A 21,974-nucleotide genomic window follows, 5' to 3' on the forward strand; every position below is an offset into this window, starting at 1 on the left:
GGAGGGAAGAGTGAGGGTAGGGGAGAGACAGAAAGAGAGCTGGGAGAAGAGGTGAGGGGGCAGGGAGGAAAAGCTCACGAGCCACACCCCCTGGCTAGGGGATGTGGCTCGTGTATATCCTGTGGATTATCTTCGGCACTAGCCGAGAGGAGTGGGCTAGAGCTCGCCTCCTTCCTCAAAGTCATCGAAGTCTCCGCTAACGGAGAAGGAGACTAAGATGGACAGAGGGGTACAAGGTAGTGTGATCACCTCTATCTCGGGGCGTTCGTATGGTATCCGTTTCATGATCGTGTCAGTAATATGATGTGCGATGAGAGGTGTCTAGTAGTTCTTGAAGAGACGAACAGCTGCGTGCTGAGCCTCCTTGAGCGTCCCGATGTTCCCGTTGAAGCGGTCATACCCTTCAGCGTTTAGGTGTCGATACCCTGCTATATGGTATCGTTTATCCCCTGCCGATAGGGGCTTCGTCTGATGGGGAACACTAAACTTATTAGGGTCAGGCTCATACGTCGATGTCCAATAGACACCCCATTTCCCCTTTGCATAGGGATTGTTGATGTCTGTGCCCTTGTCGTTATAAGACCCAGCGAAGGGGAGGGTGCGTGTGACCTCTGTGGGGTCTGGGGTATTCCACCATTCTTCCTTGGCTATATCATCGATTCTAAGAGTAGAGCCAGGGCCAAGGTATCGAGACTTGATGATGAGTTGATATCCCTCCGTGGTAGAGATCTTCTTGAGCTCATAGCGCCAAGCTGAGTAGAGAGAGCTGGTGGCTGAGCCATTCCCATGCCCATAGAGGCGTGTTGCATAGGCGATCTCATCTCTTTCACCTTTCCTATACTTAGCTATTGTTGGCCCTCCTGATAGTGTGTGGAAGATGGATCCATTGATACAGTCTTCGGTCTTTTCGGTAGGAAGATTAGCGCCATCGCGGAAGTTCATATCTCCCTTTCCGATGAGCATCTCCCACTCCTCCTGTGTAGGTAGGTGGTATCCAGGAGATCTAGTCCCAATCTTCTTTGCCTGTTCATGGGTATACATCTGCCATTCAGAGTTTGAGTGGCTGGTAGCCCTATGTCCGTTCCCCTGACCCACGAAGTTGTATTCATCTAGGATTTCTAGCAACATCATGGGGCGGTCGACGGTTAGCTCCACTACATAGGTTCTCCCTGTCTTGAGGGGTTTTGTCACTTGATAGTTGGTGGGCATAGTGGCTAAGTTTTTGAGGCTTGCCGTCTTAGCATTGTCTTGGACTTGTAGCTGTATAGCTAGAGCGTCCTTCCCTGTCTTCTTTTGACCATTAGGGTAGATCCAGAGGAGGTAGTATCCATCATCAGCGGCATTAGAGGCAAGCTCAGGAATATCTTCAAGCTTTGTTCCTAGAGGACAAGCTGCATCTGAATATTCTTCTGTGATAGCTGGTCCTTCTGCGACTTTGCGCCCCTTTAGTGAGAATTCAACCTTCAGTGCCCCGATTGTAGAGGTGACGTCTAGGGCACAGACTCGTATTGAACTCGCATGTAGGTTATTCTTGAGATGGATGCGAAGGAGAGAACCGAAGGGTTTGAAGGCAATAGTCTTGTTTATCCCTGCTACACCTCCGGTATAGGCATCCTCAGTCTTGTCATTCCCGTCTCCACCAGACTTACGGATCTCTAGTTCTACCCAGTCAGACATATAGGGGATATCGTCAAAGGTACCTACATCACCCTCCTTGACTCTCCTCAGGCTTCTACGGGTCTTGAGTCTCTCTAGGCTACTAAAGGCTATCTTGGTCTTGTCTGACCCAGCATTGCTGAGCTTATCGCCACCGAAGACAGCCATGAAGTACCACTTTGTCTTTGAGTCTTTGTCGAAGCCATAGTATTTATCCGATGCATCTGTGTGCTTTGAGTCTTTCGCCATAGCATCATAGAACTTAATCTCGGACTTGGGGCCTCGCTTGACGACAAGTGTCCTTTCGCTTGTGGCGACAAAGCGAATAGTGCCGTAGAAGCATTTGTCGCCCTCCTCATTCTGTATGAAACAGTGGGCGGTATACTCTTCATCCTTTTTTAGCTTGAGGTTAATTTTCCCTTTTGCTCCGACACCAAAATCCAAGTCTTTGTCCGCTACTCTCAGTTCAGAGAGTGCACCCTCGGCCTCGAGGTTGAGGGTAAAGGCGACCTTGGCCTCTGGGGTAGGAGGTATCTTGGGCTCTTTAGGGTCTTTCTCCGAGGAACAAGCCAGGAGGGAGAGACCGAAGGCGAGGCTGAGCCCTAGCCTAATCAGTGATTTCATAATTATATAGTAGCATTAAAATGTGTGTGCGAGCCCTAGATATTATCCCCCGCTACTCAGTGTGGTATAGGGGCTCTATGCTCGGTGTGTGTCGTGTGTGCATACATGCTCCTCTTCTCTAGGGGAGAGATTTGTTCCCCAAGTGGGCATGCAGAGAGAGGGTGATAGAGGGGCTATCGCCTCGGGTGAAGGTGGGGAGGCGCACCACTCAGTCCTACACGGGGGGAGAGCCTTCGTGTAGACGGGGAATAGGATGAGAATGGGTACTCAGTGTATTCATTGTCGTGTGTCGCGTTACGTGTGTAGTGTTACCGAGGCAAAGGTACGAAATATATAATATCCTTGTATCCCGACATATAATATACGTGTCACTCGAGACCCGCAGCCCCCTCTACGACGGGGGTGTGGTGCCAGATGCTCCTCCTGCACCAGCTCTGTGTCCCCCTCCCTGAGGCTCTGGTGGAGACGTAGGTGACTTGGTTAGACCTGCGGTCTGGGGATGATTGGATAGGTCGGATGACCCAGATCGCCCTAATCGCCGATGAGGTCTCCTCCCCTCTATGGAGGGGAATACCGAGAGGGGCGAGAGACGAGCCTACGGAGAGCCTGTTCGGGCTCTTACCGAGAGCGTGTTTGGGCTCTTACCGAGAGCGTGTTTGGGCTCTTACCGAGAGCATGTTCGGGCTCTTACTGAGATCGCAGAGACGTTCTTACCGAGAGCGTCTCTGCGCTCTCGGTATGTTTGTTTTCGCCTGCTCGGGACGTCTGATACAGAGGCGGTTGTGTGGGCGATTGCTTCGTGGTTTGTCCTATCTGGGGGCAGGGGACTTGTCAGAGCTGACGCATGAAATCACTATAGTGCGAGGGCAAGGTTGTCAAGGAGTATATGTCGAAGATAGAAGTATCCGTGTCCTAGTCTAGATATGCCATGCGAATGCCTCCTACCTAGGAGAGATGAGTATACACGTGTGTACACATCTGTATACCCACGTGTACACAACAGTATACACGCGTGTACACAAGTGCGCTCTAAGTATCTTCTCTGTAGGGCACGCTTGTATGCCTATTCCTTAGGAATAATGCCTAGGATCCTTAGTGATGGGCTAAGGCTCCCTGGGATATGAAATGATACCCCCGAAGATCAAAAGGCAGGAGTGTGTGAGCGGAATCATACGTCGGCCCTGGGGGACTCGTGGGGAGGACGACCCTCGATACAACTATATATTAAGCGCGGGCGTACGTGTAGGTGCGTGCGTGTAGGTGCGTGCGTGTAGGTGTGTGCGTGTAGGTACGGATGTGAGGGGGACGTTGGCGGGACGGAGCGAGGGAATTAGGTAGGGGATGGGGGCTTTTTACCTTTTTGTCGCATTACCCTTCGGGGGTCGTGTAGAGGGACTTAAGGGGGAGGATATATTAAGTGAGGTCTTTTTGGTAACTTTGGGGCATCGTGTATAGATCATTTGCAAGGATAATTAAAGATAAATACGTGAAACCTAAGATACAACTCTCCACACAGTCACTGCGTGAACACCTCCCGAAGATTGGGGGCGTCCTCATCCTCTTCGTCTTCCTCGCACTGGCATACTTTGCTCCAGCGATCTTCGAGGGTCGGGAGCTCTTCCAGCAGGACGTCGCAGGGGCGAGCGGGAATGCCTCCGATGTACACCGCCTGGCCGAAGCCACGGGGGAAGTGTCCTATTGGACGAATAGCCTCTTCGGGGGGATGCCGATGTATCAGATCTCACCCTCCTATCCTTCGCTCTATATCATCAGCAAGATCCAGAGCATACTGACCCTACAGTGGCCCCTGTGCCTCCTGCCGGGGTATAGCTGGCTCCTCTTCGCTATGCTGGGGGGCTTCTACCTCTTCCTCAGAGCCCTACGACTAGGGCGTCTGCCGGCAGTACTGGGGGCTGTGATGTGGACCTTCTCTAGCTACTTCATCATCCTCGTGGTGGCGGGGCATATCTGGAAGCTGATGACGCTAGCCTTCATCCCACCTACGCTGGCGGGGATCATCTACACCTATCGGGGGCGCTACCTGCTGGGGGGAGCACTGACGGCACTCTTTGCCTCCCTACAGATCCTCTCCAATCACGTGCAGATGAGCTACTACTTCGCCTTCCTCATCCTCTTCCTCATCCTCGGCTACCTCTGGGAGGCGATCCGGGGACAACAGCTCCGCCGCTTCGTCTTCGCTAGTCTCGTCACACTCGGGGCTGGAGCCATAGCCCTAGGGATCAATAGCTCCAATCTCTACCATACCTATGAATACGGCTCCGAGACGATCCGTGGTGGGAGTGAACTCACGACGAGCCCCGACGATAAGAAGGCCGGCAAGGTAGAAGCTACGGCGACGGGGCTAGACAAAGAATATATCACGGCCTGGAGCTACGGCAAGGGCGAGACCCTAACCCTCCTCGTACCGAATGTCTACGGGGGAGCGACAGGAGCTCTCGGAGAGGACCTAGATGCCATGGAGCACGTCCCAGCGGACTACAGGCAGATCATCGGTGGGCTGAACCACTACTGGGGAGACCAACCCTTCACAGCAGGCCCCGTGTACGTGGGTGCCTTCGTCCTACTGCTCTTCCTCCTCGGCACCTTCATCGTACCAGGGCCTCTGAAGTGGGCACTCCTCGGTGGGACACTCTTCTCCATCTTCCTCGCTTGGGGGCATAATATGATGTGGCTGACGGATCTCTTCATCGATCACGTCCCGCTGTACAACAAGTTCCGTACCGTATCCTCGATCCTCGTCGTAGCGGAGTTCACGATCCCCGCTCTAGCTATCCTTGGTCTCATCCAATTCGTCCGTGACCCCAGAGCTGTGCTGGCTCATAAGGTTGCCCTCTGGGTGAGTCTGGGGCTCACGCTCGGGCTCTCACTCATCCTAGCACTGATCCCTGGCACGTTCTTTAGCCTGATGAGTGCGCAGGAGCAGGATATGTTCCGCCAGGCTATGGGCAATAGCCAGCTCCCGATACCGAGCATCATGGCTAGCCTCAAGGAGGCTCGTGCGAGCATCGTCTCGGCTGATGCTTGGCGTAGTGTCTTCGTGATCGTGCTCTCTCTCGGGGTCTGTGCACTCTACGCTTGGGGACGGATTAAGTCCTCCGTCCTCTACCTCCTGCTAGGGGTGATCACGCTGGGAGACCTCTGGCTCGTAGATAAGCGATACCTGAATGATGAGCACTTCATCGACAAGGCACTTGTGGCACAGCAGGCCAAGCCCATCACTGATGCAGACCGAGAGATCCTACGGGATACCGACCCTCACTACCGAGTGATGAACCTATCGGTCAATAGCTTCAACGATGCGACGACCAGTGCCCATCATCGTAGCGTAGGGGGCTACCATGCAGCCAAGCTCCGTCGCTACCAAGACCTCATCGAGCATCAGCTCTCGAAGCAGAACATGCAGGTCTACAACATGCTCGACACCCGCTACTTCATCCTCCCAGACCAGACGACTGGTCAGCTCCGTGTGGAGCGCAACGAGGAGGCCTTCGGCCCAGCGTGGTTCGTCAATCAGATCTCTTGGGTCAAGAATGCCGATGAGGAGATGGAGGCGCTGGAGGATACCCCCCTTCGGGAAAAGGGGATCGTGGACGAACGCTTTCGTCCCATGCTCCCGGGATACCAGCCCATCATCGCCAATGACACGCTGATGCCCCAGCCTACGGTCAGTCTACAGAGCTATAGCCCCAATAGGGCCACCTACCGTGTCACCACGGACCAACCACGGCTACTTATCTTCTCAGAGGTCTATTACCCACACGGCTGGCGACTCCTGCTGGATGGTAAGCAGGAGCTCCCTCTACTGCGTGCAGACTACACCCTGCGTGCAGCCTATATACCAGAGGGGACACACGAGCTAGAGATGACCTTTGATCCACCCTCCATCCACCACACCGAGCTCCTAGCAGGGATCAGTACTGCGCTCCTGCTACTGCTACTGGTGGGTGCACTACTCTCTGCGCTCTTCCTGCCGAGACACACCGAGCAGGAGGCAGCAACACACACCTAAAGGCAACTTAAATATTAACTCCATAAATACTAGCAACCAATGATCAAGAACGTAATCATCACAGCCACGCTCTCGCTGACAGCGCTCGCTATACTGAGCAGCTGTGGGGCTAAGCTACGTCCGCTCACGGCTGATCAGGCCAAGGCTGAGCCTCAGCCCCTAGAGCTCGTCGGGGGCAAGGTGCCTGGTACCGTACACTTGACCTTCCCCGCCAAGTGGTTCCCCAAGAATGCTGAGCTCACCATCACCCCCGTCATCCGCTATCAGGGTGGCGAGAAGTGGGGTACGGAGACGACCTTCCAGGGAGAGAAGGTGCAGGGCAACGAGCGTGTAGTCCCCTATCGTGAGGGCTCCAACTCTACAGTGACCTTCGCTATCCCCTATCAGCCAGCTATGGCTAAGAGTGAGCTCTATCTGAGCTTCAAGGGGAAGCAGGGCAAGAAGGTCGTCCCCCTGCCTGACCTCAAGGTCGGGGATGGTGTCGTCGCCACCGAAGCTCTAGCCACCATCGCTGGGGTGACCCCGATGACCTCGCCCGACGGCTTCCAGCGTATCATCCAGGAGGCCTATGATGCCAACATCATGTTCCAGATCCAGCAGGCCAACGTCCGTCCGACCGAGCTGAACAAGGATGAGGTGCAGGAGTGGCAGAACACCGTCCAGAACGCCAACGAGACGACCAATCAGGAGGTCTCCGTAGAGGTACAGGCCTACGCCTCGCCTGATGGTGGACAGGAGCTCAACGAGAAGCTTAGTGCCAACCGTGAGCGCAACACTACCTCTGCCCTGAAGAGCCGCTTCAAGAAGAGTAAGATCCAGGACGTCGCTATCGATGCTCACTACACCGCCCAGGACTGGGAGGGCTTCAAGGAACTCGTTGAGCAGAGTGACTTCCAGGACAAGGACCTCGTCCTACGTGTGCTCAGCATGTACCCCGACCCCGAGCAGCGCGAGCGTGAGATCAAGAACATCTCGAGTGTCTTCAGCAAGCTCGCCGAAGAAGTCCTGCCTAAGCTCCGTCGCTCTCGCCTCGTAGCCAATGTGAAGATCATCGGCCGTAGCGACGAGGAGATCCAGAAGACCCTCAAGGAGTACCCCAGTGCCCTCTCTGTAGAAGAGCTCCTCTATGCCGCTACCCTCACGGACGATCCTCAGCAGCAGGAGAGCATCTACAAGATCACGGTACAGAAGTACGCCAACGACTATCGTGCCTACAACAATCTCGGCTCGATCTACCTCCAGCGTGGCGACTACGCCGCGGCTAAGTCGTGGTTCGAACGTGCCCTAGAGAAGAAAGACAATGCTGAGAGCAAGGTGAACCTCGGCCTGCTCGCCCTCAACGACGGTGATGTAGCTAAGGCCACCTCCCTCATGGCACAGGGTAGCTCGCTCCCCGGTGTCGGTCAGGTGCTCGGCTACCTCTACCTAAGCCAGGGTGACTACGCTAAGGCTGAGACCACCTACGGCGACTATGCTAGCAACAACGCTGCCGTAGCTCAGATCCTCAATCGCAACTACAGTAAGGCGCTCAACACGCTCTCCGCTGTACCCAAGCCCAATGCCCTTACCGAGTACCTACGTGCGATCATCGGAGCCCGTACCAACGATGCCTCTGCCGCTGTAGCTGCACTGCAGAAGGCTGTTGCCCTTGATCCTAGCCTGAGGACGAAGATCGCTAACGACCTCGAGTTCGCTAGCCTACGTGGTCGTGCAGACTTCTCTGCGATCATCTCCCAGTAGGCTCTCGCCTCTACAGCTTCCCTAGAGCAGGATACCACGGAGTATCCCTCGTGTGGGGGGCTTATCAAACAATAGTCAGCCCCGATAGTCCCTAGTGGCTATCGGGGCTGCTTGCTTTCCTCTGGAAGGGGGAGGCGAGGGGTTCTACGGCCGTCCTTTGTGCCTATCCTCTGGAAGGGTCGGAGAGTAGCTCTATGGTCGTCCTCTGTGCCGACCCTCTGGCATAGGGGTAGGTAGTGGGTGGCATAGGAGTCGGTAGGGAGTGGCATAGGGGTAGGTGGTGGCGATCCAGAGTTTGCTGGCTAGCAAGTAATCGTACAAGTAGACGTGCGGGTAGTCGTGTAGGTGGCCGTGTAGCCTTCACTGCGATCGCCTCTTACTACTGCTACACCTCTCCTACACTTCTCCTAGAGCAGGATACTACGGAGTATCCCTAGTGTGGGAGGCTTATCAAGCAATAGTCAGCCCCGATAGTCCCTAGTGGCTATCGGGGCTGCTTGCTTTCTCTCTGGATGGATAGGAACTTCTGCTGGTAGGCTCTACTCACGTATGCCTTAGGGGAAGCTAAAGGATCACCTTTCTTCCCCCACTCCTATAGGGGGGTAGACACTGCCCCCTCCGACTAGAGGGCGGAGGTGATCACCTGCTGAGCCAGTCGAGCCGAGGCGGGGATGTGTGCGGGGGGCGTCCCCTGATCGCTCATATGGAAGGCTGGGTGGATCGTCAAGATGATCTTGTGGGGGTGGGGAAGGTAGTGTCCCCGAGGGAGGACGGCAAAAGCCCCATCGATCGTCACCGGTAGGATCGGGGCATCGAGCTCGGAGGCGATGACGAAGGCTCCCTTCTTGAAGCGCGTGACCTCTCCCGTGAGCGTACGACTTCCCTCGGGGAAAATGAAGATGGAGTTGCCTGAGGCGAGTACCTTCTTGGCATCCGAGATGGTGCGCTGTATGGACGAAGGCTTCGTCTCATCGACGAAGATGAAGTGTGCGGCCTCGCAAGCCCGTCCGACGAAGGGGATCTTGCGTAGCTCCTGCTTGAGCACCCACTTGAAGGGGATACCTATATACCCATTGAGCGCAAAGATGTCGTAGGCACCCTGATGGTTCGCCACGACGACAGAGGGTGCATCTCGAGTAGGGAGGTTCTCCCGCCCTCTCACCTCCACTCGGCATAGCGAGACGGCCAGGCAGGCACGAGACCAGAGCCCCGTCGTCCGACTGATGAAGGAGGCGGGGACATGCAGGTAGCTACTGGTGATGACCACGAGGCAACATAGTAGCGTCGCCAGTATGAAGAGTGGCCCTCCGATACAGATGAAGTAGAGGAGATAGAGCAGGCGTAGGGGCGAGGGGTGGTGTTGCATAGTGAGGTATAATCTGGGGGACTTAGTCCTGGGCGATAGCGTGTAGGTAGGTGGCGAGCTTGGAGACGGCACGCCCTCGGTGACTGATGCTGTTCTTCTCCTGCTCGCTGAGCTCGGCATAGGTACGTTCATACCCTTCGGGGCGGAAAATCGGATCGTAGCCGAAGCCTTGTCCTCCGTGACGTGTCAGGGTGATCTCCCCGTCGGCACGTCCCTCGAAGAAGTGCGTCCCGAGCTCGTCAATCAGTGCGATGACGGTGCGGAAGCGTGCCTTGCGTGGCTCGGGATAGCCTGAGAGGCGATCCAGCAGGAGCGCTACATTCTCTGCTGGGGTCGCATGTGGCCCTGCGAAGCGTGCAGAGTAGACCCCTGGAGCCCCATCCAGCGCCTCTACCTCTAGCCCGGTATCATCGGCAAAGCAGGGGACTCCATAGCGCTTGTGGATGTACTCGGCCTTCATCAGAGCATTGCCCTGTAGGGTATCTGCCGTCTCGGGGATCTCATCGTGACAGCCTAGCTCGCCGAGGCTGATGACCTCGACCCTCCCCGCTAGGATGGATCGTATCTCGGCGAGTTTGTGCGCGTTATTACTCGCAAATACGAGTTTTTTCATACATTTGTTTCTATTAAGATGCGTACATAGAGAGCCCATAGCTCTGTGACAAAAGTAACTATAATCAGCCTATAATGGATATAGAACGCTTTAGGGAGGAGTGTCTCCGTCTCCCTGAGTCAGAGGAGTCACTCCCCTTCGGTGATGACTGTCTGGTCTTCAAGGTCGGTGGGCGCATCTTCGCCCTCCTTCCCCTCAGTACCGATGAGCCCAGTGCCTCTCTCAAGTGTGATCCCGATCGAGCTGAGGAGCTACGTGCCCGCTATGATGCTGTGATCCCTGGCTACCACCTGAATAAGCGGCACTGGAATACCCTCTATCTCGAGCGAGACCTCTCCACCGAGCAGATTATCGCTCTCCTCCATCATTCCTACGCACTAGTCATCGCCAAGCTCCCGAAGGCTCTACGGCAGGAGCTACAGGATCAGATACCCATCACCCAATACTAATCACTCATCACATGGACACCTCACTCCTAGAATTCATCGATCAGGTAGAGAGCACTAATACCTACCTCATGCAGCAGATCGCCTCGGGGCGTCAGCTCCCCCAGCTCCACACCGTCGTCTGTCGTCAGCAGACCGCAGGACGTGGCATGCGAGGCAATAGCTGGACCTCACGACCTGGGGATAGCCTGACCTTCTCCATCCTCCTACGCTCCGACCTACTACAGGGCAAGCAGCAGTTCGCAGTCTCTGAGCTTGCCTCCTGGGCTGTCATGCGCACCTATGCCTCCTACATGACCGAGGAGCAAAAGACGAAGCTCAAGGTTAAGTGGCCGAACGATATCTACTACGAGGATCGAAAGCTCGCTGGGATCCTCATCGAGCACAGCCTCACGGGGCAGCGAGTGGACTACACCATCATCGGGATCGGGATGAATATCAACGACGAACAGTTCCCCCCCGAGCTCCCTACAGCCGTCTCGCTGCGTATGATCACGGGGCGTAGCCTCGAGCCGATGGAGGTCTTGATCCGTCTGCATGACAAGCTCGCCCTCCTGCTCCCCGACTTCCTCCTTGGTCGGTACATGGATGTGCACCGCCACTATATGAAGTACCTCTACCGCCGGGAGGGCTTCCATCTCTTCACGGACGTACATGGGCAGTTTAGGGCTCAGATCAAGGATGTGACCCCAGAGGGACGACTCGTCCTACAGCGTGAGGATGGCTGGGAGCGTGCCTACGCCTTCAAGGAAGTACGCTTCGATGCTGAGTAAGGCCGAGCTCAAGACCCTACGTTCCCTGCACGAGGCGAAGGGACGGACGGCCGAAGGCTCCTTCATAGCAGAGGGGCTAAAGGTCATCGAGGAGCTCCTCGGCGCATTCCCTTGCTCGTTACTTATTGTAAGCCTTGCCCTGGCCGATGAGGCCAAGGCAAGGCTTCTTCATCTCGCCCCTAAGGCTCGCCCCCAGCGTGTGGAGGTCGTACCCGATAGCTTCGACTGGGGACGTATCAGTACGCTCCGTCAGCCTCAGGGCGCACTCGCCGTCTTTGCCCTCCCTGCCACGATGGCTACTAGTGCGATGGCAGAGGGTGAGTTAGGTGCTGGAGTTGCACCTACTGGGCTGTCCCTCTTCCTAGATCGTATACAAGACCCTGGCAACCTCGGGACAATCCTGAGGAGTGCAGACTGGTTCGGGGTGCAGGATGTCTTCCTAGCTCCAGGGACAGCTGACCCCTATGCCCCCAAGGTCGTGCAGGCCACTATGGGCGCCCTCGCTCGGGTGCGCCTACACCGAGTGGTAGATAGCCTTACCTTCCTTAGGGGCTACGAAGGAGAGCTTCTCGGTACCTTCCTCGACGGTGAAGACCTCTACACCGCTACGCTTCCGCCTACCTCTTCCCCCCATCTGCTGATCATGGGCAACGAGGGGCAGGGCATACACCCCGAGATAGCCTCGATCGTAGGACGTCGCTTGACGATCCCAGCCTACCCGAGGGATAGGGAGCATACGGAGTCCCTGAATGTCGCTATCGCCACCTCGCTACTTCTGGCAGAGCTAAGGCGTAGAGGCTAGCCTTAGCCTTGTTCGTTCCTCACCCCCGTATTTGATAGGGACACTTCGGACTTGGAGCACTGCCGTAAGACTTAGCTAAGGGAGATAGACCCTAGCGAGCGAAGCCACCCCACGAGACAGCATAAATCTGTCTCGTGGGGTGGCTTCTTTGTTTTTCCTAGGGTGACTTCATTGCTTTAGAGGGGAGGAGCGTCGCTCTGTGGGGGACTTCATGCCTTCTGTAGTTTGGATAGGGGATAGGGCAAGTAGTGTGGTGGTGAAGTCCGTACCCCTCCTTGATGTGACTTGTTTGTCTGTGAGTATGTCGCTCTTGATTAGCGGGTTGTGTGGCTTCAGTGATCAGGCTAGAACGATATAGGTATGAACGCTCTATTATACACGCGTGTATACATTACTGTACACGTGTGTACACAAGAGTGTACACACGTGTACACTACCCCGAGCATACTGAGTGCCTCGTAGGGCTCTCGGTAAGCTGTTGGCTGGGGAAGTCCTTGGGTCGCTGGTACTCGGAGTGTACTTCCTCTAGGATAGCGAAATATATGAGAGGCTTGTGTGCAAGGTGTGGGCTCTGTGGAGCGTTTGGAGATAGTAGTGTGTGGGGCTTGAGGGAGGCTGTTGTGGGACTAGATGGCGGTAGAGGAGTTGGTGTTTGAGGGGTCTTGTTCGTAGAGTAGGGAGGTGGGGGGATTGGTGCTGAGGGTGAGGTGTCTTTAGGTGAGAGGAGGAGAGGGAAGGGGGCGGCGCTTTGGCTCTTGTGGGGGCATTGGGAAAAAGGCGTAGAGACGCTATCTTTGTAAGGACGGAGGGAGATCATTCGGAGTCTCAGATGCCTTCTCCCGAGGTCGCTAGACCGCTGATATACGGACCTATATACACACTACTATGCTTCACCTTCGCTCCATCTTGGTCTACCTAAGTGTGGGCTTCCTTACCTCTCCTCTCTGGGGGCAGGGGCATTACCTTGCAGAGCAACCTTCTCGTACCAGCCTAGATGCCTATGGTGATCGCCTTTCCCTTCGGCTCACGGCTGAGGGCTTCTTTCGCAATGACGAATATGCCTCTGACCTGATCGCCGACTATACGCTCCCTGGCTACCGACTAAGTGCTGACTTGGGCTTCCGTCCCGATACACAGCTACCCATCGAGCTACGTGTAGGGGTGGGGAATATCTATTATTGGGGTGCACTGCGCTACCCCTCGGCTATCGCTTATCAGGATATACCCTACTGGAGTGGTGAGGGAGGACGCTATACGAGACTTCGCCTACGTCCCTTCTTTCAGGCCTCGATCCTGCCTGTGCGAGGGCTTGCGATCCTGCTGGGGATGCTAGAGGGTGGAGCACGGCACGGCCTCATCGAGCCTATCTACAACCCCGAGCTCTGCCTCACGGCAGACCGAGAGACGGGGCTACAGATCAAGTACCAAGGGGAGCACACGAAGGTAGATACATGGGTAGACTGGCAGAGCTTTATCTTCAAGGGCGATCGGCACCCCGAGGCCTTTGTCTTTGGCTTGACCGCCTCGCAGCGACTACCTCTGTCCGCTGTCTCTTCGCTGAGCCTAGAGCTTCAGAGCCTAGCACACCATCGTGGTGGTGTGATGAACCAGCAGGCAGATACGGTACACACTTGGCTCAATGCAGCTCTTGGGCTAGGGTACGAGCGGCAGATCCAGCTCGCTGACCGTCCCCTCTCGTGGCATACCGCCGTCTATGGACTCGGCTATAAGCAACGAGGGGAGCACTACCCCGTAGATACGGGCTGGGGTATATATGCGATGAGCGAAGTGACCTGGCGCAGGTGGTGGGCTAGGCTGGGGATGTGGTATGGTACAGACTATGTCGGGGTCTTGGGGATCCCCTTCGCCCAGAGCCTTGGACGAGAGGGGAGGAAGCAGGTGCACAGCCATCATCCGAGGTATCTATCCCTCAGTGGTAGCTATCGGGTCATCGAGCGAGAGAAATATACGTTGGCTCTCTCTGCGGGGCTATGGGTGCACCCACACTCCGAGCATAGGATGAGCTCCTATATCGAAGCCTATCTGAGCATCTCCCCTTACTTTGGGTTGCTGTCCTCGGGACGGCACTGATTGCGTGGATGGTACCGCTCGATCTGCTCACGTAGCTTACTGCGGTCTATATGGGTGTAGATCTCAGTCGTCGCTACATCCTCGTGCCCGAGTAGGAGCTGGATAGCCTGGAGGTTTGCCCCGCCCTCTAGGAGTGCCGTGGCGAAGCTGTGGCGGAAGGTATGGGGGCTAATCTCCTTGTCGATACCCGCTGCCTCAGCGGCCTCCTTGATGAAGACAAAGACGGTGATACGAGAGATCGCCTTGCCGAGACGGCTGAGGAAGATATAGTCCTCCTGCCCTCGCTTGGGGATGGGGCGGTCGGGATGGCTGAGGTAGGTCTTGATCTCATGCACAGCCGAGGGACTGAGCGGGACGAGTCGGTGCTTGCTCCCCTTGCCGAGCACGTGTAGGTAGCCTTCGTCGAGGAAGACATCCGCTAGACGCAGGTGACACAGCTCACTGACCCGCAGTCCACAGCTGAAGAGCACCTCCACGATAGCCCTATTACGCACACCCTCTATCCCCCCCTTGCTCGCACATGCCTCCATGATACGATCGACCTCCTCGGTAGAGAGGACTGTCGGTAGATAACGTCCCTTGCGGGGTACCTCCAGCAGTACCGTAGGGTCGGTATCGGTATAGCCCTCCAGCAGGAGGTAACGCCCGAAGCTCTTTGTCCCCGAGATGATGCGCGAGATAGAGCTGGGGCTGATCCCGAGGTCGTAGAGCGAGGAGACGAAGTGCTGTAGCCGTGCATAGTCCAGCGCCTCGAGACCGATCCCCTCGACCTCCATATAGCTGAGTAGCTTGTCCAGATCGAAGAGGTAGGCCTGGCAGGTATTGGCAGAGAGATTGAGCTCAAAGCGCAGATAGGATAGATACTTCACTCGTATATCGGTAGGTAACATCAGTAGCGACGGGAAATTTAGTTATCTTTGCAAAGGTAAGAAGACAATGGATATATTAGGTACGAGGAACTGGGTCGAGATCATCAATGGTCCCAATCTCCAACGCATAGGACGGCGAGAGCCCGAGATCTATGGCACCAAGACCATGGAGGTCTGTCTCGAAGAGCTACGCACGACCTACAGCGAGAGCCTACGTATCACCTACTTCCAGTCCCACAGCGAGGGGGCACTCATCGAACGTCTCTACCAGCTGGATGACGAAGGTGTAGACGGTATCGTCCTCAACGCAGGTGCCTACACGCATACCTCCCTAGCTCTGGCCGATGCGCTACGAGCCATCTCTATCCCGACTATCGAAGTCCATATATCCAACATCTACGCGCGCGAAGAGATCCGCCGTCACTCCCTCCTCTCCCCCGTGTGCCAGGGGGTGATCACAGGACTAGGACTAGATAGCTATCGCCTAGCACTAGAGGCTCTACGGAGTCGCCTACATGCCCAAAGCCCCCACGGGCCCTAGGCTCCCCTAATTCAGATAGTAAAAAAAAGTAACACTATACATTATAAAAGGAATTATGAAGAAGACAAAGATCGTAGCCACCATCTCCGACCTACGCTGTGATGTGGACTTTATCCGTCCCCTCGTAGAGGCTGGTGTCAATGTCGTGCGTATGAACACGGCTCACATGACCAAGGAAGGTATCACTCAGGTCATCCAGAATACTCGTGCCGTCTCCCCCAACGTCGCTGTGCTCCTCGATACCAAGGGCCCAGAGGTACGTACCACGGTCCTAGAGGGTGATGCTGAGGTCAAGCGTCAGTTCAACGCTGGTGACAAGGTAGTCTTCATGGCCAATCCCGAGGCTAAGACCAACAACGAAGTCATCAACGTGAACTATGTGAACTTCGTGAACGATGTACCTGTCGGTGCTACCATCCTCCTCGATGACGGTGCTCTTGCCTTCGTCGTAGAGAAGAAGGAAGCTGATAAGCTCTACACCACCTGCCAGAACAACGGTAAGCTCGGTAGCCGTAAGAGCGTCAACGTCCCTGGCGTACGTATCGACCTGCCCTCACTCACCGAGAAGGACCGTGGTAACATCCTCCACTCTATCCCTCAGAAGATCGAGTTCATCGCTCACTCCTTCGTCCGTAACAAGAGAGACATCGAGGAGATCCAGGCGATCCTAGACGAGCACAAGAGCGACATCAAGATCATCGCTAAGATCGAGAACCAGGAGGGTGTAGACAACATCGACGAGATCATCGACTCCTGTTATGGTATCATGATCGCTCGTGGTGACCTCGCTATCGAAGTACCCGCAGAGAAGGTCCCAGGTATCCAGCGTATGATCATCAAGAAGTGTATCGCTGCCAAGAAGCCCGTCATCGTAGCTACGCAGATGCTTCACACGATGATCGACAATCCTCTGCCTACTCGTGCTGAGGTGAGCGACATCGCTAACGCTGTCTACTACCGCACCGACGCTGTCATGCTCTCTGGTGAGACCGCTAACGGTAAGTACCCCCTAGAGGCTGTACAGACCATGGCAAGCATCATCCGTGAGGCTGAAGCTACCCTCGAGGAAAACTACAACGATGAGGTACCTTACTCTAAGGAAGTCAGCACCACGACAGCCTTCCTCGCTAAGCAGGCTGTACGTAGTGTCGAGCAGATCAATACCGAGGCCATCATCACCGATAGCTTCACGGGTCGTACGGCTCGCTACCTCTCCTCCTTCCGTGCTACGGTACCTGTATGTGCGATCTGCTATAACGATACACTCTCTCGTCAGCTCGCTCTCAGCTACGGCGTCACAGCCCACTATGCTGGTGAAGAGCACTGTGAGAAGGCTCGCCTCGTAGCTGGTATCAAGAGCTTCATCGAGGCAGGCCTCATCAAGGAGTCTACTCAGGCTGCCTTCATGAGCGGTACGATCGGTATCACGGGTGCCGCTCATGCCCTCGAGATCGAGACCGTCAGCAACATCCTCGAGCGCAACAAGTAGTCGCTCACCCTCCTAGGTGACTAGATCATAGCCCCGCTCCCTATATCAGGGATGAGGCCATGTTACTCTAGCCCCCTTGAGGCAAACAAATCGAGGGCATACATCTCCGTCGGAGGTGTATGCCCTCAGTGTTATCTCCCCGTGAGGGACAGTATGCAGTACTGTAGCCCGGGAGATAAAAGCAAAGTACCAGACACCCTACGAGAGGGTGTCTGGTACTTTGCTTATGCGGGTAGGCTCGCTCTAGTGCGTGCTATCGTTATGCCCGAGTGGGCATGTCGATGCTATGCCTTAGCGGAATCCTTACGTCTGATTGTCTCGATCATGTCTAGGGTCATAGCCTTGAGATCATACTCGGGCTTCCATCCCCATTCGTTGCGAGCACAGCTGTCGTCTAGGGAGTTAGGCCAAGAGTCAGCGATCCCCTGACGTAGAGGATCGAGGTCATACTCCATCACGAAGCTTGGGATAACCTCCCTAATGGACGCTGCGATCTCCTCGGGATCAAAGCTCATGGCCGTGACGTTAAAGGAATTGCGATGGACTAGCTTTGTGGGGTCAGCCTCCATGAGCTCAATGATGGCTCTTAGAGCGTCGGGCATGTACATCATGTCCATATAGGTGCCAGGCTTGAGTGGGCACTTGAAGCGTCCCTCACGTACCGCAGCGTAGTAGATATCTACGGCATAGTCTGTCGTCCCACCTCCCGGAGGAGCCACGTTGGATATAAGGCCAGGGAAGCGTACGGAGCGGGTATCTACACCGAAGCGCTTGTGATAGTAGTCGCTGAGGAGCTCCCCTGAGACCTTGGTCACACCATACATCGTCTTAGGGCGCTGGATGGTATCCTGTGGTGTCTTGTCATGGGGAGTCTCAGGGCCAAAGGAGCCAATGGAGCTGGGGGTAAAGACGGCACAGCCGCCTTCGCGTGCTACCTCTAGGACGTTGAAGAGTCCTCCTAGCCCTATCTTCCAAGCGAGTTGAGGCTTGGCCTCTGCGACGGCGCTCAGCAGTGCGGCTAGGTTAAAGATTGTGTCTACCTTGTACTTACGGACGACCTCTGCGATCTGCACTGGATCCGTGATGTCCACGATCTCACTAGGTCCACTCTCTAGGAGCTCACCCTTGGGTGGGGCGGCAGGGATATAGCCGGCGACGACGGTGGGATAGATCTTACGTAGGGTCATGGCAAGCTCAGTGCCTATCTGACCTGTAGATCCGATGATGAGAATGTTTTTCATACTCTCGTCAGTTTGATGTTACTCGTATAATAAAGTCTGTATTATGGACGTATGCTCATCGGGCGTAAGACGTACGGATGTCTTATCTCGGGGGCAAATGTAATTATTCTAATCCGAAGATGATGTATATTTGCACAAAATACTCATAGACAGACTGAAGTGAAGGAACAACACCCCCTCTCTCCCGCTTACTCACCCCTGTCCCACGTGCGTCTCGGTATCATAGGACTGGGTCGGCGTGGACTACGTACGATACAGCGCTATAGGTACATAGAGGGTGCGACTATTGTCGCCCTATCAGACATTCATTCCGAGCGCATACGAGAGGCGCAGATGCTCCTTAGCTCTCTGGGCTGCCCCGAGGCTAAGGGATATAGTAGGGAGCAGATCCCCCAGATGCTATATAGTGGAGAGGTGGACTTGGTGCTCATCTGCACGGATTGGTATAGCCACGTACCATTAGCTTGCTTGGCTCTGGAGGCGGGGCTGCATGTAGCTGTCGAGGTACCAGCGGCTCTGACGCTGGAGGACTGCTGGAGGCTTGTGGAGACCTCAGAGTACATGGGGCGACACTACTTCCCGCTAGAGAACTGTTGCTTCGATCCCTTTCACTTACGTACGTTAGCTCTGATAGCAGAGGGACGGCTAGGGCGTATCAAGCACTGCTCGGGTGGCTACATCCATGACCTGCATAGCCTGAGTGCCCTAGGTCAGGGAGAGATCCCCCTGCTAGGCTGGATGGACGAGGGCTATCCCTTCGCTGCGGGTAATGCCTATCCGACTCATGGGATAGGGCCTCTGGCACAGCTCCTAGATATTCATCATGGTGATCGCTTCACCGAGCTTTATGCGATCTCCTCGGATCCTGAGGCTCCACTCTCGGAGCGAGTCAGCACGATCCTACTACGTACTGAGCTGGGGCGTACCGCCTCGCTCCACCTAGATCTATGTACTCCTCGTCCCTATTCTCGGATTCAGTCTCTCTCTGGGAGTGGGGGCTTCCTCTGCAAATATCCCATCCCTACCCTCCAGCTACGAGGCTGGAGCGAGGCTTTGAGCGGTGGTGAGGTGGAGGATTACCTAGCCCGAGAGGCTTGCTCTCCCCTAGAGCCCTGGATACAAGAGGGCAAGGCCAAGGGAGTGGAGAATGTGATGAACTATGTGATGGATGCGCGGCTCATCCATTGCCTGCACCGAGGGCTTCCTCTCGACCTAACCGTCTATGATGCGGCGCTGTGGTCTTCGGTCATTGAACTAAGTGCTCGCTCCGAGGGCGAGCGACGACCTGTGGAGATCCCTGACTTCACCCATGGGCTCTGGCGTACGCCTAGTCGTCCCGTGGAGTGACTCGGTATGGAGAGGGATCTGAAGGGATAGAAATGAATGCTCAGTCCCTAGAGGTCAAAGGCGATGAGGGCCAGAGCGAGTGTGTTGTTCGTCAGGTGAAAGAGGATCGGCAGGCGTAGACTCCGTAGCTCGTGAGCCAAGTAGCCTAGGAGGAAGCCTAGGATAATACGCCCTAGGAACCCAATCCAGGAGAGGTGCATCAGGGCAAAGATCCCCGAGGCAATCCCGATGGAGGCATAGGTGGGGATAGGTAGGCTTCGGATCAGTAGGGGCTGGAGCATCCCACGGAAGAAGAGCTCCTCAACGACCGCAGGGATGAGTGCGAAGGCGATCCAATAGTAGACTAGTGTGCCATGGTGACGCTGTAGCTCCTCCCGTACCGTCAGCTCTACTCGGTCCACAGCCTCTACACCGATCCGCTCAGCGAAGTCCGTCATGAGGTCTGTCAGCATATTGCAAAGGAGATAGCCCACAGCACAGACTAGGAGGCATCGTATGATCTGCCTCCTGCTCCAGCCCTCTGGGAAGAGAGGTTGGCGTAGGAGGCTACGTGCCCTCCGCCCCTCTGGGAAGAGGTACACGGGCAGGAGGAACATACCCAGCGCAGGCACTGCATACTGGCAGAGGCGTAGTAGGGGGACGAGGATTGTAGCCCCGGAGAGTAGGGGCAGGACAAGGTGGATGGCTAGGATGCTCAGTAGCGAGATCCCGAGTAGAGACACGGGTATCCAGCCGAGTAGCAGCATGAGCTCCCTTCGTGGATCTATCACTCTAGGCCTCCTTCGTCTCCTCTAAGCCCTCTCCTTCCTCTCCCTCAGGCTCTATCCCTTCGCCCCCGACACTACTGAGATCCCCTCGTCGTATCTTGATCGGGGAGAGCCCGAAGACACGACGGCAGAAGGCCGAGAGGTAGCCTGCCGAGGAGAAGTAATACCGCTCTGCGATCTCCGTCAGTGATAGATCGCTATCGATAAGATCCTTGTAGACGTGCCGTGCCCGCTGCTGTAGGAGCCACTTCATCGGCGGGATGCCGAACTCATCGTCGAATAGACGAGCCAGCGCCGAGGGCGATACCCCCATAGCCATAGCCAGATCATCTACCGTACGACAGCTCAGGTGATGCTTGAAGACCTGACAGCTGAAGCCTACACGCCGACAGTGGAAGAAGCGCAGGAACTCCTCCTGCATGCGCCGGGCATAGTTCATCCTCAGCAGGAGGAAGAGCTCCTGGAGCTTCACATCGAAGAGCCTCAGGTCAGACAAAGAGTACTGGAGGTACTCGGTGATCGAGCGTGTCCAGTAGGTGATCCCGGGGGAGAAGGGGAGACGTGTCAGGTACGGCTCCACGGCCTTCACCGCTGCCGAGCTGAAGTGCTGGACGGGGCGCTCGGGGCACTGTCGTGCACAGAGGTGTACGCTGGGGAGGAAGTGAAAGGTGAGATACTCCAGTGGCTCAGTCGCCGTGACCTCCACGACGGAGCCCATAGGGACGAAGACCATCTCCCCAGCCTCTGTGAGGGTCGTGGGGTACTGGGTATTGAGCCGTAGCTCTGCCCGCCCCTCTAGGAGGAAGAGTAGGTAATAGTTGCCTTCCGTCTGCAGGCATACTCTATCGTCTGGAGAGAGCCTGCGGAGCTGTGGGAGAGAGAGAAGCGCTGCGGACTTGTGCTTGAAGACAGACTGACCTGCGAAGAGGAGGTCTTCGTCTGGGACGTGGGGGGCAGAGTACTTGTGCATGAGTGTTCGAATAAATAACCATCTGAGCCAGCTCTAATACCACAGGGACGGTGCATCGCCCGCTCCCTATAGCTCTAGTAGCCCATCAGGAATGAATAGATAGAGACGGTGAGCCCCGACCTCGACGTGCTCGATCAGTTCGTCTGCTATCGGTACTACGAGCTCGCCACCTGACGGGGGCTCTACACGTAGTAGCGTATTGAGGGTCGTATCGTCTAGGGCGGTGATCGCTCCGACGAGGGTCCCCTGCTGGGCATCGTAGAGCTCGTAGCCGACGAAGTGGTGGAGGTCGATCAGATCACCCGCTTCCTCGTCCTCTAGGTAGGCCTTGTCGAGCCAGACACTACGCCCCGAGAGCTGGTCAGCAGCCTCCTTGGTCGTGATGCCTGAGAAGGTCAGTAGGTCGATGTCCCCCCCCTTGCTTCGGAGCCCTAGTACACGATAGGGGATCAGTAGTCCCCGTTCCTCGAGCATGAGGAAGAGGGAGGTAGCCTCCCCCTGCTCCCATAGCCCCGAGAGGTCTACGGAGAGCTTGGCGGCTACCTCCCCCTGGATACCATGTGCACGACCTAGCGTGCCGATATGCTCGAAGTCTTCTTTGTGGAGCAT

The 21,974-nt window shown here is 55.8% G+C and carries 18 protein-coding genes; 9 read left to right on the forward strand and 9 right to left on the reverse strand.

Annotation, left to right across the window (positions count from 1 at the left end; translation table 11 throughout):
* Positions 1-156: 156 nt before the first annotated feature.
* Positions 157-285 carry a hypothetical protein gene (locus tag QZ170_RS04145; RefSeq protein ID WP_297177554.1) on the reverse strand — a complete coding sequence of 43 codons (129 nt, stop codon included), beginning with the start codon at positions 283-285 and terminating at the stop codon, positions 157-159.
* Positions 286-321: 36 nt separating this feature from the next.
* Positions 322-2,280 carry a hypothetical protein gene (locus QZ170_RS04150; protein ID WP_297177557.1) on the reverse strand — a complete coding sequence of 653 codons (1,959 nt, stop codon included), beginning with the start codon at positions 2,278-2,280 and terminating at the stop codon, positions 322-324.
* Between the two features lie 1,486 nt (positions 2,281-3,766).
* Between QZ170_RS04150 and QZ170_RS04155 the strand changes: the two genes are divergently transcribed.
* A complete protein-coding gene (locus tag QZ170_RS04155) occupies positions 3,767-6,310 on the forward strand; it encodes a hypothetical protein (RefSeq protein WP_297177560.1) in 2,544 nt (847 codons plus the stop codon).
* 39 nt (positions 6,311-6,349) lie between these two features.
* Positions 6,350-8,050: a tetratricopeptide repeat protein gene (locus QZ170_RS04160; protein WP_297177563.1), complete on the forward strand. Its 1,701-nt coding sequence runs from the start codon at positions 6,350-6,352 to the stop codon at positions 8,048-8,050.
* A 622-nt stretch (positions 8,051-8,672) separates the two neighbouring features.
* On the opposite strand, the gene QZ170_RS04165 is transcribed toward QZ170_RS04160, so the two are convergent.
* Both QZ170_RS04165 and QZ170_RS04170 read right to left on the reverse strand, forming a co-directional pair.
* Positions 8,673-9,416 carry a lysophospholipid acyltransferase family protein gene (locus tag QZ170_RS04165; protein WP_297177568.1) on the reverse strand — a complete coding sequence of 248 codons (744 nt, stop codon included), beginning with the start codon at positions 9,414-9,416 and terminating at the stop codon, positions 8,673-8,675.
* A 22-nt stretch (positions 9,417-9,438) separates the two neighbouring features.
* A complete protein-coding gene (locus QZ170_RS04170) occupies positions 9,439-10,029 on the reverse strand; it encodes a non-canonical purine NTP diphosphatase (RefSeq protein ID WP_297177571.1) in 591 nt (196 codons plus the stop codon).
* 74 nt (positions 10,030-10,103) lie between these two features.
* Between QZ170_RS04170 and QZ170_RS04175 the strand changes: the two genes are divergently transcribed.
* The 4 genes from QZ170_RS04175 (at position 10,104) to QZ170_RS04190 (ending at position 14,141) form a co-directional block, all read left to right on the forward strand.
* Positions 10,104-10,478, forward strand: coding sequence for an MmcQ/YjbR family DNA-binding protein (locus QZ170_RS04175; RefSeq protein ID WP_297177574.1), 375 nt, complete (start codon positions 10,104-10,106; stop codon positions 10,476-10,478).
* Between the two features lie 11 nt (positions 10,479-10,489).
* Positions 10,490-11,248 (forward strand): biotin--[acetyl-CoA-carboxylase] ligase, encoded by a 759-nt coding sequence (locus QZ170_RS04180; RefSeq protein ID WP_297177576.1) that lies wholly within the window; start codon positions 10,490-10,492, stop codon positions 11,246-11,248.
* Positions 11,238-12,050 (forward strand): RNA methyltransferase, encoded by an 813-nt coding sequence (locus tag QZ170_RS04185; RefSeq protein ID WP_297177579.1) that lies wholly within the window; start codon positions 11,238-11,240, stop codon positions 12,048-12,050. Before QZ170_RS04180 ends, QZ170_RS04185 begins: the two co-directional genes overlap by 11 nt.
* A gap of 885 nt (positions 12,051-12,935) precedes the next feature.
* Entirely contained in the window at positions 12,936-14,141 is a 1,206-nt protein-coding gene (locus QZ170_RS04190; RefSeq protein ID WP_297177582.1) for a hypothetical protein, read from the forward strand.
* Here the strand turns inward: QZ170_RS04190 and QZ170_RS04195 are convergent.
* Positions 14,108-15,031, reverse strand: coding sequence for a tyrosine recombinase (locus QZ170_RS04195; protein WP_297177585.1), 924 nt, complete (start codon positions 15,029-15,031; stop codon positions 14,108-14,110). The two genes, QZ170_RS04190 and QZ170_RS04195, sit on opposite strands and share 34 nt — an antisense overlap.
* Positions 15,032-15,077: 46 nt before the next feature.
* On the opposite strand from QZ170_RS04195, the gene aroQ reads away from it, so the two are divergent.
* Together aroQ and pyk are read left to right on the forward strand one after the other, a co-directional pair.
* Positions 15,078-15,551 carry a type II 3-dehydroquinate dehydratase gene (gene aroQ, locus QZ170_RS04200; RefSeq protein WP_297177589.1) on the forward strand — a complete coding sequence of 158 codons (474 nt, stop codon included), beginning with the start codon at positions 15,078-15,080 and terminating at the stop codon, positions 15,549-15,551.
* 55 nt (positions 15,552-15,606) lie between these two features.
* Positions 15,607-17,040 (forward strand): pyruvate kinase, encoded by a 1,434-nt coding sequence (gene pyk / locus QZ170_RS04205; RefSeq protein ID WP_297177591.1) that lies wholly within the window; start codon positions 15,607-15,609, stop codon positions 17,038-17,040.
* Positions 17,041-17,324: 284 nt separating this feature from the next.
* Here pyk and QZ170_RS04210 read toward each other — a convergent pair whose 3' ends face one another.
* Positions 17,325-18,281 carry an NAD-dependent epimerase/dehydratase family protein gene (locus tag QZ170_RS04210; protein WP_297177594.1) on the reverse strand — a complete coding sequence of 319 codons (957 nt, stop codon included), beginning with the start codon at positions 18,279-18,281 and terminating at the stop codon, positions 17,325-17,327.
* Positions 18,282-18,440: 159 nt separating this feature from the next.
* Here QZ170_RS04210 and QZ170_RS04215 point away from each other — a divergent pair, with 159 nt between their 5' ends.
* The gene (locus tag QZ170_RS04215) at positions 18,441-19,628 is read left to right on the forward strand and encodes a Gfo/Idh/MocA family oxidoreductase (protein ID WP_297177597.1); all 1,188 of its coding nucleotides are present in this window, start codon (positions 18,441-18,443) and stop codon (positions 19,626-19,628) included.
* 47 nt (positions 19,629-19,675) lie between these two features.
* On the opposite strand, the gene QZ170_RS04220 is transcribed toward QZ170_RS04215, so the two are convergent.
* The 3 genes from QZ170_RS04220 to QZ170_RS04230 all read right to left on the reverse strand — a co-directional run bounded on the left by QZ170_RS04220 (position 19,676) and on the right by QZ170_RS04230 (position 21,974).
* A complete protein-coding gene (locus QZ170_RS04220; RefSeq protein WP_297177600.1) occupies positions 19,676-20,398 on the reverse strand; it encodes a CPBP family intramembrane glutamic endopeptidase in 723 nt (240 codons plus the stop codon).
* 1 nt (position 20,399) lies between these two features.
* Positions 20,400-21,365, reverse strand: a complete 966-nt coding sequence (locus QZ170_RS04225; RefSeq protein ID WP_297177603.1) for a helix-turn-helix transcriptional regulator — start codon at positions 21,363-21,365, stop codon at positions 20,400-20,402.
* 66 nt (positions 21,366-21,431) lie between these two features.
* Positions 21,432-21,974, reverse strand: coding sequence for a 16S rRNA processing protein RimM (locus tag QZ170_RS04230; protein ID WP_297177606.1), 543 nt, complete (start codon positions 21,972-21,974; stop codon positions 21,432-21,434).

This window comes from uncultured Porphyromonas sp. (assembly GCF_905372525.1).
Taxonomy (GTDB): Bacteria; Bacteroidota; Bacteroidia; order Bacteroidales; family Porphyromonadaceae; genus Porphyromonas.

Excerpts from the sequence above, each read along its gene's own strand:
- QZ170_RS04165 (WP_297177568.1), bottom strand. The coding sequence starts at position 9,416 with ATGCAACACCACCCCTCGCCCCTACGCCTGCTCTATCTCCTCTACTTC.
- QZ170_RS04230 (WP_297177606.1), bottom strand. The coding sequence starts at position 21,974 with ATGCTCCACAAAGAAGACTTCGAGCATATCGGCACGCTAGGTCGTGCA.
- pyk (WP_297177591.1), top strand. The coding sequence starts at position 15,607 with ATGAAGAAGACAAAGATCGTAGCCACCATCTCCGACCTACGCTGTGAT.
- QZ170_RS04160 (WP_297177563.1), top strand. The coding sequence starts at position 6,350 with ATGATCAAGAACGTAATCATCACAGCCACGCTCTCGCTGACAGCGCTC.
- QZ170_RS04170 (WP_297177571.1), bottom strand. The coding sequence starts at position 10,029 with ATGAAAAAACTCGTATTTGCGAGTAATAACGCGCACAAACTCGCCGAG.
- aroQ (WP_297177589.1), top strand. The coding sequence starts at position 15,078 with ATGGATATATTAGGTACGAGGAACTGGGTCGAGATCATCAATGGTCCC.
- QZ170_RS04150 (WP_297177557.1), bottom strand. The coding sequence starts at position 2,280 with ATGAAATCACTGATTAGGCTAGGGCTCAGCCTCGCCTTCGGTCTCTCC.
- QZ170_RS04225 (WP_297177603.1), bottom strand. The coding sequence starts at position 21,365 with ATGCACAAGTACTCTGCCCCCCACGTCCCAGACGAAGACCTCCTCTTC.
- QZ170_RS04185 (WP_297177579.1), top strand. The coding sequence starts at position 11,238 with ATGCTGAGTAAGGCCGAGCTCAAGACCCTACGTTCCCTGCACGAGGCG.
- QZ170_RS04195 (WP_297177585.1), bottom strand. The coding sequence starts at position 15,031 with ATGTTACCTACCGATATACGAGTGAAGTATCTATCCTATCTGCGCTTT.
- QZ170_RS04175 (WP_297177574.1), top strand. The coding sequence starts at position 10,104 with ATGGATATAGAACGCTTTAGGGAGGAGTGTCTCCGTCTCCCTGAGTCA.
- QZ170_RS04180 (WP_297177576.1), top strand. The coding sequence starts at position 10,490 with ATGGACACCTCACTCCTAGAATTCATCGATCAGGTAGAGAGCACTAAT.
- QZ170_RS04190 (WP_297177582.1), top strand. The coding sequence starts at position 12,936 with ATGCTTCACCTTCGCTCCATCTTGGTCTACCTAAGTGTGGGCTTCCTT.
- QZ170_RS04210 (WP_297177594.1), bottom strand. The coding sequence starts at position 18,281 with ATGAAAAACATTCTCATCATCGGATCTACAGGTCAGATAGGCACTGAG.
- QZ170_RS04145 (WP_297177554.1), bottom strand. The coding sequence starts at position 285 with ATGAAACGGATACCATACGAACGCCCCGAGATAGAGGTGATCACACTA.